Raw genomic sequence first — 14,039 nt, 5'->3', positions numbered from 1 at the left:
CCATGTGCGGCATCGTCGGCATCCTGAGTAACGAAGACGTCGCCGAGCGCCTGCTCGACGGCCTGCGACGGCTGGAATATCGTGGCTACGACTCGGCGGGCATCGCCACCGATCACGACGGCCGGATCGAGCGGCGGCGCGCGTCGGGCAAGCTGATGAACCTCGCTAAGGAGCTTGCGGCCGATCCGCTGCCGGGCCGGACCGGGATCGCACATACGCGATGGGCGACGCATGGCGGCCCAACGACCAACAATGCGCACCCGCATGCGACCGACGAAGTCGCGGTCGTGCACAACGGCATCATCGAGAACTTCAAATCCCTTCGCGACGAACTGATCGCGCGCGGCCGGGTGTTCACCAGCGAGACCGATACGGAAGTCGTCGCGCACCTCGTCAGCGAACAGGTGGAGGCTGGTCTGGAGCCGGTCGAGGCGGTGCGTACCGTGCTGCCGCGCCTGCACGGTGCATTCGCGCTGGCGATCCTGTTCCGTAAGCATCCCGACCTGCTGATCGGGGCGCGGCTTGGCTCGCCCCTAGTCGTCGGCCACGGCGACGGGGAGACATATCTCGGCTCCGACGCGCTGGCACTGGCCCCGCTGACCCAGCGCATCGCGTATCTGGAAGAGGGCGACTGGGTCGTCTGCACGCGCGACGGTGCGCAGGTCTACGATCAGCAGAACAACGCCGTCGAGCGGCCGATCACCATCTCCGGCGTCACGGGCGAACTGGTGTCGAAGGGCAACCACCGGCATTACATGCTCAAGGAAATCTACGAGCAGCCGATCGTCGTCGCCCAGACGCTGCGCTCCTACCTGCAACGCCTCGACGAGAAGGTGACGCTGCCGATCCCCGAAGGCGATCTGTCGGCGATCAAGCGGGTGACGATCGTCGCGTGCGGGACCAGCTTCTACGCCGGAATGGTCGCGCGGTACTGGTTCGAGCAGTTCGCGCGCGTGCCCGTCGACCTCGATGTCGCGTCCGAGTTCCGCTACCGCGCGCCGGTGATGGAGCCGGGCGGGCTGGCGTTGTTCATCAGCCAGTCGGGCGAGACGGCGGACACGCTCGCCGCGCTGCGCCACGCCAAGAAGGAAGGGCAGATGATCGCCGTCGTTTGCAACGTGCCCACCAGTTCGATGGCGCGCGAGGCGGACCTGTTGCTGCCGACTCATGCCGGGCCGGAGATCGGCGTCGCATCGACCAAGGCGTTCACCTGCCAGTTGGCGGTGCTGGCCGCGCTCGCCGCCAATCTCGCCCGCGCCAAAGGGCGGCTGTCGCATCTGGAAGAGCGGGCGATCGTCAAGCATCTGGCGGAGGCGCCCGCCGCGATCAACGCGGCGCTGGCCTATGACGAGGCGATCGAGGCGATGGCGGGCACCGTCGCGAGCGCGCGCGACGTGCTGTATCTGGGCCGCGGCACCGATTACCCGCTGGCGTTGGAAGGCGCGCTGAAGCTGAAGGAGATCAGCTACATCCATGCCGAGGGCTATGCCGCCGGCGAGATGAAGCATGGCCCGATCGCGCTGATCGACGAAAATGTGCCGGTGATCGTCATCGCCCCGTCCGGACCGCTGTTCGACAAGACGATCAGCAATATGCAGGAGGTGATGGCGCGCGGCGGCAAGGTCGTGCTCATCAGCGATTATGACGGCATCCAGGCGGCGGGAGAGGGCTGCGTTGCGACGATTACGATGCCCAAGGTCCACCCGCTGATCGCGCCGATCGTCTACGCGGTGCCGGTGCAGTTGCTGGCGTACCACGTCGCCGTCATGAAGGGTACGGACGTCGACCAGCCCCGCAACCTCGCGAAGTCGGTCACCGTCGAATAGCTGGCCGCCTGATGATTGGGGAGATCACGCCGTGTTGCTGAAGGATCGGGTCGCGATCGTGACCGGGGCGGGGGCCGGGCTCGGCCGTTCGCATGCGCTGCTGCTCGCACGCTACGGAGCGAAGGTCGTGGTCAACGATCTGGGCGACGGTGCCGACGCCGTTGCGGCCGAGATCGTCGCGGCGGGCGGCGAGGCGCTGGCGGCGACCGGGTCGGTGACCGACGAGGCTGCGGTGGCGGCGATGGTTGCAAATGCGCAGGAACGCTGGGGCCGGATCGACATCCTCGTCAACAATGCCGGCATTCTGCGCGACCTGTCGTTCGGCAAGATGAGCATCGCCGATTTCCGGCTGGTTGTCGACGTCCACCTGATGGGCGCGGTGATCTGTTCGAAGGCGGTGTGGGACGTGATGAAGGCGCAGAATTACGGGCGCATCGTCATGACCACGTCCTCGTCCGGTCTCTACGGCAATTTCGGGCAGGCAAATTACGGCGCGGCGAAGATGGCGCTGGTCGGACTGATGCAGACGCTGGCGATCGAGGGCGCGAAGAACGACATCCGCGTCAACTGCCTCGCCCCGACCGCCGCCACCGCGATGACGGAGAATCTGCTGCCGGAACCGGTCAAGGCGCTGATGCAGCCCGAGATGGTCAGCCCGGCGTTGTTGAAGCTGGTTGGCGACGACGCACCGACCCGTGCTATCCTGTGCGCCGGCGCGGGCCATTTCGAGCGCGCCTACGTCACGCTGACGGCGGGCGAGTATATCGGCGGTGGCGACGATGCCGGCGAGCGTCTGCTGGAACGCTGGGACGCGGTGTCCGACCGCACGCACGAGAGCGTTCCCGATGCCGGCATGGTGCAGTTGCAGCAGGAGGTCGCGGCGGCGATGACGGCGCTCGATGATCGATAGCACCGCGGCTGGCCAATCGCCGTCCCCCCGCACATAGGGGCGGCGCACCGATCGGTGGAAGAGGGAAGCACTATGCCGCACGGACGTCCGCTGATTGCCGGCCTCGAACTCGGCGGCACCAAGTGCATCGCCATTCTGGCACGGGGACCCGACGACATCGAGGATCGGGTAACGATCCCGACGACCCGCCCTGAGGAGACGCTGAGCGCGGTCGAGGCGGTGCTGGAGAAGTGGAGCGGCTTTTCCGCTCTGGGCATCGCCAGCTTCGGACCCGTGTCGATCGACAGGCATGCCGCCGATTACGGCCACATCACCTCCACCCCCAAGCCCGGCTGGGCCGGGCAGGACGTCGCCCGGCGGCTGGCGCGGCACGTCGGCGTGCCCACCGGCTTCCATACCGATGTCGTCGGCGCGGCGCTGGCGGAGGCGCGCTGGGGCGCGGCGAAGGGGTTGCCCGACATCGCCTATGCGACCGTCGGCACCGGCATCGGCGTCGGGCTGATCGCGGGTGGGCTGCCCGTCGACGGGCTCACGCATTCGGAATTCGGCCATATCCGCCCGGTGCGGATCGCCGGTGACGACTGGATCGGTGTCTGTCCCTATCACGGCGCGTGTCTGGAGGGGCTGGCGGCCGGACCCGCGATCCAGGCGCGCACCGGCATACCGGGTCCGGAACTGCCCGCCGACCACCCCGCCTGGGATCTGGTTGCCGATGCGCTGGGGCAGTTGCTGCACACGCTGGTGCTGACGGGCGTGCCGCGCCGGATCGTGATGGGTGGCGGCGTGATGGTCGGCAGCGACCATCTGTTCCCGAAGGTGCGCGCGGCAATGACGCGCAGTCTGGCCGGCTATGTCGCCCTGGCGGAAGTCGGCGACGCGGAGACGTTCGTCGTCCCCCCCGCGCTCGGCGGCAATGCCGGGCCGCTCGGCGCGATCGTGCTCGGTGCGCAGGCGCTGGGCGCGGAGCTGTCGAGTTCGTTTACGTCCTCTTGATCGCGTCTGCTTACCCCGCGGCAACGATGGGCAAGGGTTGCGCGGATGGAAGGTTGGGACGAAGGCGGCAAGCGACTGCTGGTCGTCGACGACGAACCGGCCATGCATGCCTGCTACCGTAGCAGCGTAGCCGCGGTCGGTGAGGGAGCCGCGCTGGGGGTGATGGCCGCCGACCTGTTCGGGGCTGGGCCCTCCGTGTGCGACGAGCCGGCCTTCACCCTGACGCACTGCCATCAGGGGCTCGACGCAGTGGCCCAGGTTGAGCGGGTGCTCGCAGCGGGACACCTTACTCAGGGGCGTTCATCGACGTGCGAATGCCGCCGGGAAGAGACAGTCGCGAAACCGCCCGCCGCATCCGCGCGCTCGATCCGGCGACCAACCTCGCCCGGTATCGACGGCGCAGGCGCGCGAACTGGCCGCCCAGCGCTTCATTGGCGGCAGCCTGCGCAGCGAGGTCAGCCGAACCTTTTGCACGAGACGGCTCGCTCGCCTGCTGCTCCGTCGTACCTCGCTCGGCGGCAAGCTCGTTCTGATCCTGAGATTAGTTGGTTTAACGACATTACAGGCCGCCGAAGATGCTCCCCGGCCTCAAGTCTACGACCACCAAGTCTACGGTCACGTCGTAAAATCCGACTTCAGAGCCAAACCTAGTGATCTTGCAAGCGATTTCCAAAAAAAGATCACAAATATTCTAAGTCGTTATTTAAAAACCAAATTATGATACTTTATTTTATTATTTTTTAGATTATAGATGGTTCTTCATTGGCAAATAGGCAGATTTATGAAAGAAAAGATAATCATCTTCATTGCCGCCATTTGCATTTCACAAACTGCTATTGCTCAAAGTAATAGATTTTGGGGATCAGCTCATGCAGTTTCGAGAGCAAATTGTGTGGGTACAAACGAAAGTGTTACGTGGACATCTCCGATGAAATATTACGCGATACTTACGACATATTCGAAGAGACACATCGCCGAAACTGACCATATCGAAACGTATACATCGGGACCAAGTTGGGGTGGGGCGCGGGCGTGGGCTGGTTGCTATGCATGCTTTGGGCGTACCTATAGAGTTCAGGGCATCCATCACATGGTGCCCCATTCTAACGCTTCGCTAGCAGATCAAAGACAAATACGCTCGGACTGTCCGAACGGACTTTGTGGAACTACGATAGCGTATGGATGCTCGCTTCTCCCGTAACCGATATAATGGGACAAAGTCATGCTCACTGCTTTAGTTTTATTCGCAATACCGCAGTATGTCGTTGTGGCGACGCCGAACAATCCGAGTGATGTGCTGGCGGCCCAACAAGGGGCGGAAAACTCATCGAAGCCAGATTTCAAGCCATTTGCGGCCACATCTGCTGTCAAGCCAGCGATAGTGCCGGCCAAGGAAATGTTAACACCTAAGCAAGTGCTCGATCAAGGGCGGCTAATGAGCATTCAAGTTCATGGTATGGCATACCGGTCAGCGCTGCCAGTGCCGTTGCTTCGCAACTGTCGAATTACGAGCACCAATCCCGCTGGAGTATTCCGAACCTCGGATGGGTCGATGAACGGAAGGGTTACTTTCGCCCAGTGCAGTGGGTTTGTCGCAAGCGTATCGGTTTTTGATTTGAGCGAGCCGACCAAGCCTTCGATGGAAGTCGCGCATCATCAGGCGAATGACGACGCGATGGTAAAGGGTGGATATCGGATGACCCGATATCTCCGGGCTACTGATGGCCGGGAGGAGGTCGTAGTGTATTGGCTTAATCCGACTGCGCGTCGACAGGTTACGATTTATCTGTACCCCGAAAAGGGCACCATCGCAGACGTGGCACAGCAGGGCTTTCAGATGCTGGAGATGATCGCTGCAAACGTCACCCCGTAAGCTGCATTCGCGGATCGCAGCAGCAAGGTTGTGATCTGCCTCGCGCCTAGGATTAGCAGGTGGGGGGTAAACCACGCCCGCTCCTGATGATCTGCGCCATTGTTGAAGAACCTGCGGACCCCCTCTACGACCGGCCCGCCACCACCGCGGCGTCGCTGGCGAGTTTGTCGGCGCGTTCGTTGTCCGGATGCCCGGTGTGACCTTTGACCCATTTCCAGTCGATTTTGTGAGGCTTGGCCGCCGCGAGCAGCGCCTGCCACAGCTCGGCGTTCTTCACCGGTTTGCGGTCGGCGGTCTTCCAGCCGTTCTTCTGCCAGCCGTGAATCCACTTGGTCAGGCCGTCCATGACGTAGCGGCTGTCGGTGGACAGCGTCACGGCGCAGGGCCGCTTCAGCGCGTTCAGCGCCTCGATCGCCGCCATCAGCTCCATGCGGTTGTTCGTCGTCAGCTTCTCGCCGCCCGACAGTTCCTTCTCGGTGGTGCCGCTGCGGATCAGCGCACCCCAGCCGCCCGGCCCGGGATTGCCCTTGCATGCGCCGTCCGTGGCGATCTCGACTTCTGTCACGCGAAAACCTCTGCTCCGTTCGCCCGGTAGAAGGCGAGCCGGCGCGTATAGGCGACGGGGTCCTTGCGCGTCACCAGCGCATCGGGCGGCGTGTTCAGCCAGTCCCAGCCCCGAGTCAGCGCGAAGCGGATGCAGGCGCCCATGCACAACACCGGCAACTGCGCGCGCTCCGCGTCGACGAGGCCGAACGTCGCCGCATAGCCGTCCAGCAAGGCATGCCCCACGTCGCCGTCATAGGCTTCGCCGCGCGCATCGAAGCTCCACGCGGTGTGCATGATCGCGAGATCGTAGAGGCGCAGGTCGGTGCAGGCGAAGTAGAAGTCGATCAGCCCGGTGACCCGGTCGCCCAGCATCAGCACGTTGTCCGGGAACAGGTCGGCGTGAATGACGCGCACGTCGCCGTGCTGCGGCCACGCCGCGGTCACCGCCTGGAGCCCGGACGCGAGGTCGTCGTACAGGCCCGGCGCAATCGTATCGAGGTCGCGGCCGCATTTCGCCAGCAAAGGCTGCCACGCATCGACACCCAGCGTGTTCGGACGGCTGCCGCTGAAATCCTCCAGCGCGCGGTGCATCTGCCCCATCGCCGCACCCGCGGCGCGCGCCTGCTCCGGTGTCGGTGCCGTCACCGACACGCCGTTCAGGAAGCGGATCAGGCAGGCGGGACGGCCCTCCAGTTCATGGATCGTCGTGCCGTCGCGATCGGGCACCGCGGGCGGCACGGGGCTGCCGTGCTGCGCCAGATGCTCCAGCAGGTCGAGGAAGAAGGGCAGGTCACCCGCCGCGACGCGCTTTTCGTACAGCGTCAGGATGAACCGCGCCTCGGTCGTGTCGACGAGGTAGTTCGAGTTCTCCACCCCCTCGGCGATACCCTTCGCCGAGACGAGTTCGCCCGCGTCGAACCGCGCGAGGAAGCGTGTCAGCGCCTCGGCGGAGACTTGCGTGTAGACGGCCATGCGGGTCTCTCCAGCGGGGGTGCTAAGCCGCCGCTTCCAGCCCGCGTGGCAGCTTGAACGCGATCGTCTCGCGCGTGGTTTCTTCCTCGCGCTCGGACACGTCGAAGCGAGTGGAGAGCCGGTCGACCAGTTCGCGCACCAGCAGTTCGGGGGCGGACGCACCCGCTGTCAGGCCGAGCGTGCCGACGCCCTCCAGGAAAGCCCAGTCGAGGTCGGCGGCGCGCTGGATCAGCATCGCCGGCACACCCTCGCGCTCGGCGACCTCGACCAGTCGCAGCGAGTTGGACGAATTCGGCGCACCGATCACCAGCATCGCGTCGCAGGCGGAGGCGATCGCCTTTACCGCCGCCTGACGGTTCGACGTGGCGTAGCAGATGTCCTCACCCTTCGGACCCTGGATGTTCGGGAAGCGCGCCTTCAGCGCCGCGACCACCGCCGACGTGTCGTCCACCGACAGCGTCGTCTGCGTAAGGAAGGCGAGGTTTTCGGGGTCGATCGGCATGAAGGCTTCGACATCGGCGACCGTCTCGATCAGCGTCATGTCGCCGGCCGGGACCTGGCCGAAGGTGCCGATGACCTCGGGATGGCCGGCATGGCCGATGAACACGATGTGGCGGCCGGCCGCGACCTGACGCTCCGCCTCGCGGTGGACCTTCGATACCAGCGGGCAGGTCGCGTCGAGATAGTCGAGGCCACGATCCTGCGCCGCGGCGGGCACCGATTTCGGGACGCCGTGCGCGGAGAAGACGACGGGAGCGCCGTCCGGGACCTCGTCCAGTTCCTCCACGAACACCGCGCCCATCGCCTTGAGGCTGTCGACGACGAACTTGTTATGCACGATCTCGTGTCGGACATAGACGGGCGCGCCGTGTTTCTCGATCGCCAGTTCGACGATCCGGATCGCACGGTCCACGCCCGCGCAGAAGCCGCGCGGGGCGGCGATGAGGAGTTCCAGCGGCAGCTTCGACATGGCGAGCGCTCTACCGGATTGCTTGCGCGGCTCCAACCCGGTTCCTATGGCGGTGGCTCGGTGCCCCGATCGGGGTCGTCAGCAAGGTGTGCCCGTGAAGATTGCAGCCATTCTCGTCCTCGGTGCGGCCGGCCTGATCGGGGGCTGCTCCAGCAAGGGCGAACTCGATTCGACCGGCGGCGTCAGCGCGGTGCGCTCGGCATGCCCCGTCGTCGGCGTGCCGGCGGGCACGGGCGACGTGACGCTGTTCGACCCGCCGACCAGCCAGGCGCAGAGTGCGATCGACGTCATCGCGGCGATCACCAATGTGCGGTCGACCTGCGACGACAGTGGTGCGGACATCGCCACCAACGTCACCTTCGACGTGCAGGCCCGCCGCATCAAGACGGATGCGGCGCGCACCGTGGCGCTGCCGTACTTCATCACCGTGCTGCGCGGCGGCAGCAACGTCGTCGCCAAGCGCGTCGGTACGATCACGCTGCAATTCGCCGCTGGTCAGGACCGTGCGCAGGTTAGCGGTACGGCGGGGGCGAGTGTCAGCCGCGCCGCCGCGACGTTGCCGCCCGCGATCCGCGAGCGCCTGACGCGCCGTCGCAAGGCGGGGGACGAGGACGCCGCGGTCGATCCGCTGACCCAGCCCGAGGTGCGGCAGGCCGTGCTGGCGGCCAGTTTCGAGGCGCTTGTCGGGTTCCAGCTCAACGATGCGCAGCTGCGGTACAACGCGACACGATAGGGGCCGAACGCCGTTCGTCATGCCGGGACGAGTCCCGCATGACGGACCGCAGTAGTCGAGCCTCAGGCGGGAAACACTGATCCTGGCGGGCATTCGCGATTGACTCGCGACCGCCGCCTAGCCACAGCGTCGATGTCGATGTCATGCGCGGGAGAGTGCCTCTTTCAGGGGCCGCCGAAGGAGCAACCGCCCCGGAATCTCTCAGGCACCAGGGACCGCGCGAGGCGATACGACACTCTGGAAAGCGTCCCGTTACAGGGGCCACCGAAGGGGTAAGCAGGTGCGCCTGCGAAAGCTCTCAGGTACCGTGACAGAGGGGGTTCGGATCGGCAGCGGGCGTCCCGCCGTCGATCGCCCTTGATGGAGTACGGTGCGATGAGCGATCTGGAAATCGGCGAACAAATAGTCGCGATCGAGGACGCGCCCGAGGGCGAGGACGTCATCCAGTTGCTGCCGCTCGACGCGTGGCACCGTGCCCGCGGGGGCCGGATGGTCCCGTTCGCGGGCTATAAAATGCCCGTCCAGTATGAAGGCATCATGGCCGAGCATCTGTGGACCCGTCAGTCCGCCGGCCTGTTCGACGTCAGCCACATGGGCCAGTTGGTCTTCACCTATGGCGACGACGAAAGCGGCGACACCGATGCGGTCGCGAAGGCGCTGGAGGCGGTGCTGCCCGGCGACGTGACCGGGCTGGGGCAGGGTCGGATGCGCTATTCTCTGCTGTTGGCGGAGGATGGCGGCATCCTCGACGACCTGATGGTCACGCGCCGCACCGTCGACGGCGCCGACGAAGTGTACATGGTGGTCAACGGCGCGACCAAATACGATGACATCGGCTATCTGCTCGAAGTCCTGCCGGACGACGTGACGATGAATTTGCAGGACGAGCAGGCTTTGCTCGCGGTGCAGGGGCCGAAGGCCGTCGACGCGCTCGCGCGGCTGGTGCCGGGCGTCGAGGCGCTGGTGTTCATGACCGCGGGTGCATTCGACTGGAACGGCACGCCGCTGTGGATCAGCCGGTCGGGCTATACGGGCGAGGACGGCTTCGAGATTTCCATTCCTGCGGAGGTCGCCGCGGCGTTCGCCGATGCGATCTGCGCGGAGCCGGAGGTGAAGCCGATCGGTCTGGGCGCGCGTGACTCGCTGCGGTTGGAGGCAGGGTTGCCGCTCTACGGCCACGATCTCGATCCGGAGACGACGCCGGTGATGGCCGATCTCGGCTTTGCGCTGTCGAAGCGCCGCCGCGAGGCGGGTGATTTTGCAGGCGCCGGGCGTATTCTGGCGGAGCGCGAGAGCGGTCCTGCCACGAAGCGCGTCGGCCTGATTGTCGCCGGTCGCCAGCCGGTACGCGAGGGCGCGACGGTCGTCGATACGGACGGCGCGACGATCGGTCGCGTCACCAGCGGCGGCTTCGCCCCGACGCTGGGCGCGCCGATCGGCATGGCGTTCGTCCCCACCGCGCTCGCGACGCCCGGCACGGTGCTGCGGCTGTCGCAGCGCGGGAAATTCCATGAGGCCACGGTCGCGGCGATGCCGTTCGTGCCGCACAATTACGTCCGCCAATCCAAGACGACGGGAGCCTGAGATGCGTTACTTCACCGAGGATCATGAGTGGATCGAAGTCGACGGCGCGATCGGCACCGTCGGCATCTCCGAATATGCGCAGAGCCAGCTCGGCGACATCGTGTTCGTCGACGTGCCCGCCGATGGCCGGCAACTGGCGAAGGGTGACGAGGCGGCGGTCGTCGAGTCGGTCAAGGCCGCGTCCGACGTCTACTCGCCGGTGTCCGGCAGCGTACTGGAGGGCAACCCCGCCTTGTCCGATTCGCCCGATCTGGTGAACTCGGATGCCGAGGGCGAGGGCTGGTTCTTCCGCATCACGCTGTCGGACGAAGCCGAGCTGGACAGCCTGATGGACGAAGCCGCCTACGAAGCGTTCGTCGCCAAGCTTTGATCGTTTGGCCGCCCCCCTTTGCAGGGAGGGGCCCCCTGAAACTCCTCTCCTTTTTGGTAGGGGTTGGGGGTGGGTAGAATGCTCGCGATACGAAGACGCGCTGCTAGCCTCTGGCCGTACCGTCCGGACGCCACCCACCCCCGACCCCTCCCTTGAAGGGAGGGGAGAACACCAGTCCCAACCCCTCCCGAAAGGGATGGGAGGAGTAGAACATGCGCTATCTGCCGCTTACCCAGCCCGATCGTGACGCGATGCTGTCCGTCATCGGCGTGTCGTCGATAGACGATCTGTTCGTCGACGTGCCGGAGGCGGCACGGCTCGATGGCCCTGTTCATGATCTGCCGAACCATGCGTCGGAACTGGCGGTCGAACGCCACATGACGGCGCTTGCACGCCAGAACACGGTGGCGGGCGAAGTTCCGTTCTTCCTGGGTTGCGGCGCGTACCGGCATCATGTGCCGGCGTCGGTCGATCACCTGATCCAGCGCGGCGAGTTCCTGACCGCCTACACGCCGTATCAGCCGGAGATCGCGCAGGGTACGCTGCAGATGCTGTTCGAATTCCAGACGCAGGTCGCGCGGCTGCTCGGCACCGACGTGGCGAATGCGTCGATGTACGACGGCTCGACCGCGTGCTGGGAAGCGATCGGCATGGCGCGGCGCATCACCAAGCGCGGCAAGGCGATCCTGTCGTCGGGGCTGCACCCGCATTATGTCTCGGTCGCGAAGACGATGGCGAAGTATACCGGCGACGTGCTCGACACGACATCGCCGTGGCTGGTGCCGGAGATGGACATCGATCGCCTGATCGCCGCGATCGACGACGATACGTCCTGCGTCGTCGTCCAGTATCCCGACATCCTCGGGCGCATTGCCGACCTGACGCCGCTGGCGGATGCCTGCCACGCGAAGAAGGCGCTGCTGATCGCGGTGGTGACGGAGCCGGTCGCGCTCGGCGCGATCCGCTCGCCGGGCGAGATGGATGCCGATATCGTCGTGGGCGAGGGGCAGTCTCTGGGCGTCGGGCTTCAGTTCGGCGGGCCTTATGTCGGGCTGTTCGGGTGCAAGGACAAATATGTCCGCCAGATGCCGGGTCGCCTGTGCGGCGAGACGGTCGACGCGAACGGCAAGCGTGGCTTCGTGCTGACGCTGTCGACGCGCGAGCAGCATATCCGGCGCGAAAAGGCGACGTCGAATATCTGCACCAACTCCGGCCTGTGTGCGCTGGCGTTCTCGATCCACATGACCTTGCTGGGCGAGGCGGGGCTGCGCGCGCTGGCCGCGACCAACCATGCCGGCGCGGTCGCCGCGGCGGAGCGGCTGTCGCAGGTGCCGGGCGTCGAACTGGTCAACGACGGCTTCTTCAACGAATTCACGCTGAAGCTGCCGGTCGAGGCGCGGCCCGTCGTCCGGACGCTGGCGGATCGCGGCATCCTCGCGGGCGTGTCGCTCGGCCGGCTGTATCCGGGCGAGGATGCGCTGGCGAACGGACTGGTCGTCGCCGTCACCGAAACCACCACGGCGGAGGATGTCGAAACCCTTGCCGCCGCGCTTCAGGAGATCCTGGCATGAGCATCAACCAGAGCGGCTGGCGCCCGGAGATGGTCGCCGGATCGGGCAATGTCCCGGCGACCTCGACCGGCAACACCTTTACGGGCAATCGGGCGCTGATGCTGGAGGAGGCGCTGATCTTCGAGATCGGCTCCACCGAAACGACGGGCGTCGAGGTCGCGGCCCCGGTCACGACCGCGTCGAAGCTGGGGTCGCTGGCGCGGACGGCCCCGATCGGGCTGCCCGGCCTGTCGGAGCCGGAGACGGTGCGCCACTATACGCGCCTGTCGCGGCAGAACTACGCGATCGATCTCGGGCTGTTCCCGCTCGGTAGCTGCACGATGAAGCATAATCCGCGCCTGAACGAGAAGATGGCACGGCTGCCCGGTTTCGCCGACGTCCATCCGTTGCAGCCGGTCGACACGGTGCAGGGCGCGCTGGCGGTCATCAACGAACTGGCGGTGTGGCTCATCAAGCTGACCGGCATGCACGGCGTCGCGATGAGCCCTAAGGCGGGCGCGCACGGCGAGCTGTGCGGCATCCTGTGCATCAAGGCGGCGCTGGAGAAGCGCGGCGAGGGGCATCGCAAGGTCGTCCTCGTCCCCGAAAGCGCGCACGGCACCAACCCCGCCACCGCCGCTTTCGCCGGGTTCCAGGTCGAGGACATTCCCGCGACCGCCGAGGGCCGCGTCGACACCGCGGCACTGAAGGCGCGGCTCGGGCCCGACGTGGCGGCGGTGATGATCACCAACCCCAACACCTGCGGGCTGTTCGAGCGCGATCTGAAGGAGATTTCGGACGCGGTGCATGACGCCGGCGGCTACGTCTATTGCGACGGCGCGAACTTCAACGCCATCGTCGGCCGCGTGCGGCCGGGCGATCTCGGCGTCGATGCGATGCACATCAACCTGCACAAGACCTTCTCGACGCCGCACGGTGGCGGCGGGCCGGGATCCGGGCCGGTGGTGCTGTCGGAGGCGCTGTCGCCGTTCGGGCCGCTGCCCTTCACCGAACGCCACGGTGACGGTCACATCACGCTGGTCGAGGAAGAAAGCGTCGACGATCGCCACCCGGATTCGTTCGGTCGCATGGTCGCGTTCCACGGCCAGATGGGCATGTTCACCCGCGCGCTGACCTACATCCTCAGCCACGGTGCGGACGGACTGCGTCAGGTCGCCGAGGATGCGGTGCTGAACGCGAATTACGTCCTGCGCTCGCTGGAGGACACGCTCGACGCGCCGTTCGGCGGGTCGGGACCGTGCATGCACGAGGCGCTGTTCAGCGACGCCAATCTGGCGGACGGCTTCTCGACACTGGACGTGGCGAAGGGCCTGATCGACGAGGGGTATCACCCGATGACGGTGTATTTCCCGCTCGTCGTGCACGGCGCGATGCTGGTCGAGCCGACCGAGACCGAGTCGAAGGCGGCGCTCGACCAGTTCATCGGCGCGCTGCGGTCGGTGGCGGAACGCGCCAAGGCGGGCGACACCGCACTCAAGTCCGCACCGCATTTCGCGCCGCGCGCCCGGCTCGACGAGACGCTGGCCGCGCGCAAGCCCGTGCTGACGTGGAAGAACCCCACGCCGGTCGCCGCCGCCGCGGAGTGACGCCGGGAACGCCGCGCCATATCTTGGCGCGGCGTTAACCTGCGACGGAGGCGCGCATACCGCCGCCACTCGTCGCAAACCACGCGCATCCGCCCGCTTCGTTAG

At 66.0% G+C, this 14,039-nt stretch carries 12 protein-coding genes and 1 riboswitch; of the genes, 9 read left to right on the top strand and 3 right to left on the bottom strand.

Annotated features, from left to right (window positions below; genetic code table 11):
- Positions 1–2 precede the first annotated feature (2 nt).
- The 4 genes from glmS to AC0CH8_RS12600 all read left to right on the top strand — a co-directional run bounded on the left by glmS (position 3) and on the right by AC0CH8_RS12600 (position 5,602).
- The gene (gene glmS, locus AC0CH8_RS12615; RefSeq protein ID WP_465240196.1) at positions 3–1,826 is read left to right on the top strand and encodes a glutamine--fructose-6-phosphate transaminase (isomerizing); all 1,824 of its coding nucleotides are present in this window, start codon (positions 3–5) and stop codon (positions 1,824–1,826) included.
- A 31-nt stretch (positions 1,827–1,857) separates the two neighbouring features.
- A complete protein-coding gene (locus AC0CH8_RS12610) occupies positions 1,858–2,736 on the top strand; it encodes an SDR family NAD(P)-dependent oxidoreductase (RefSeq protein WP_465240195.1) in 879 nt (292 codons plus the stop codon).
- Between the two features lie 72 nt (positions 2,737–2,808).
- Complete coding sequence (locus tag AC0CH8_RS12605) at positions 2,809–3,729, top strand: ROK family protein (RefSeq protein WP_465240194.1); 921 nt, start codon at positions 2,809–2,811, stop codon at positions 3,727–3,729.
- A gap of 1,222 nt (positions 3,730–4,951) precedes the next feature.
- Positions 4,952–5,602 carry a hypothetical protein gene (locus AC0CH8_RS12600; RefSeq protein ID WP_465240193.1) on the top strand — a complete coding sequence of 217 codons (651 nt, stop codon included), beginning with the start codon at positions 4,952–4,954 and terminating at the stop codon, positions 5,600–5,602.
- 124 nt (positions 5,603–5,726) lie between these two features.
- Here the strand turns inward: AC0CH8_RS12600 and rnhA are convergent, their stop codons facing one another.
- The 3 genes from rnhA to ispH are packed head-to-tail and all read right to left on the bottom strand — an operon-like array spanning position 5,727 to position 8,090.
- On the bottom strand, positions 5,727–6,167 hold the full coding sequence (rnhA, locus tag AC0CH8_RS12595) for a ribonuclease HI (RefSeq protein ID WP_204197105.1): 441 nt from the start codon (positions 6,165–6,167) through the stop codon (positions 5,727–5,729).
- Entirely contained in the window at positions 6,164–7,120 is a 957-nt protein-coding gene (gene thrB, locus AC0CH8_RS12590; protein ID WP_465240192.1) for a homoserine kinase, read from the bottom strand. Before thrB ends, rnhA begins: the two co-directional genes overlap by 4 nt.
- A 22-nt stretch (positions 7,121–7,142) precedes the next feature.
- Positions 7,143–8,090: a 4-hydroxy-3-methylbut-2-enyl diphosphate reductase gene (gene ispH / locus AC0CH8_RS12585; protein WP_204197130.1), complete on the bottom strand. Its 948-nt coding sequence runs from the start codon at positions 8,088–8,090 to the stop codon at positions 7,143–7,145.
- An 88-nt stretch (positions 8,091–8,178) separates the two neighbouring features.
- Here ispH and AC0CH8_RS12580 point away from each other — a divergent pair, with 88 nt between their 5' ends.
- From AC0CH8_RS12580 to gcvPB, 5 genes are all read left to right on the top strand, one after another.
- Positions 8,179–8,823, top strand: coding sequence for a hypothetical protein (locus tag AC0CH8_RS12580; protein ID WP_204197137.1), 645 nt, complete (start codon positions 8,179–8,181; stop codon positions 8,821–8,823).
- 138 nt (positions 8,824–8,961) lie between these two features.
- A riboswitch (glycine riboswitch) is annotated at positions 8,962–9,051 on the top strand.
- Between the two features lie 147 nt (positions 9,052–9,198).
- A complete protein-coding gene (gcvT, locus tag AC0CH8_RS12575) occupies positions 9,199–10,407 on the top strand; it encodes a glycine cleavage system aminomethyltransferase GcvT (RefSeq protein WP_465240191.1) in 1,209 nt (402 codons plus the stop codon).
- Position 10,408: 1 nt separating this feature from the next.
- Positions 10,409–10,777, top strand: a complete 369-nt coding sequence (gene gcvH, locus AC0CH8_RS12570; protein ID WP_465240190.1) for a glycine cleavage system protein GcvH — start codon at positions 10,409–10,411, stop codon at positions 10,775–10,777.
- Between the two features lie 212 nt (positions 10,778–10,989).
- Complete coding sequence (gcvPA, locus tag AC0CH8_RS12565) at positions 10,990–12,348, top strand: aminomethyl-transferring glycine dehydrogenase subunit GcvPA (protein WP_465240189.1); 1,359 nt, start codon at positions 10,990–10,992, stop codon at positions 12,346–12,348.
- Positions 12,345–13,934, top strand: coding sequence for an aminomethyl-transferring glycine dehydrogenase subunit GcvPB (gene gcvPB / locus AC0CH8_RS12560; protein WP_465240188.1), 1,590 nt, complete (start codon positions 12,345–12,347; stop codon positions 13,932–13,934). The genes gcvPA and gcvPB overlap by 4 nt, the downstream gene beginning before the upstream one ends.
- Positions 13,935–14,039 lie beyond the last annotated feature (105 nt).

It is taken from the genome of Sphingomonas sp. AC435, assembly GCF_979253005.1.
Note: the sequence above shows the minus strand (reverse complement) of the source record. Positions and strands in the feature narration are given on the sequence as shown.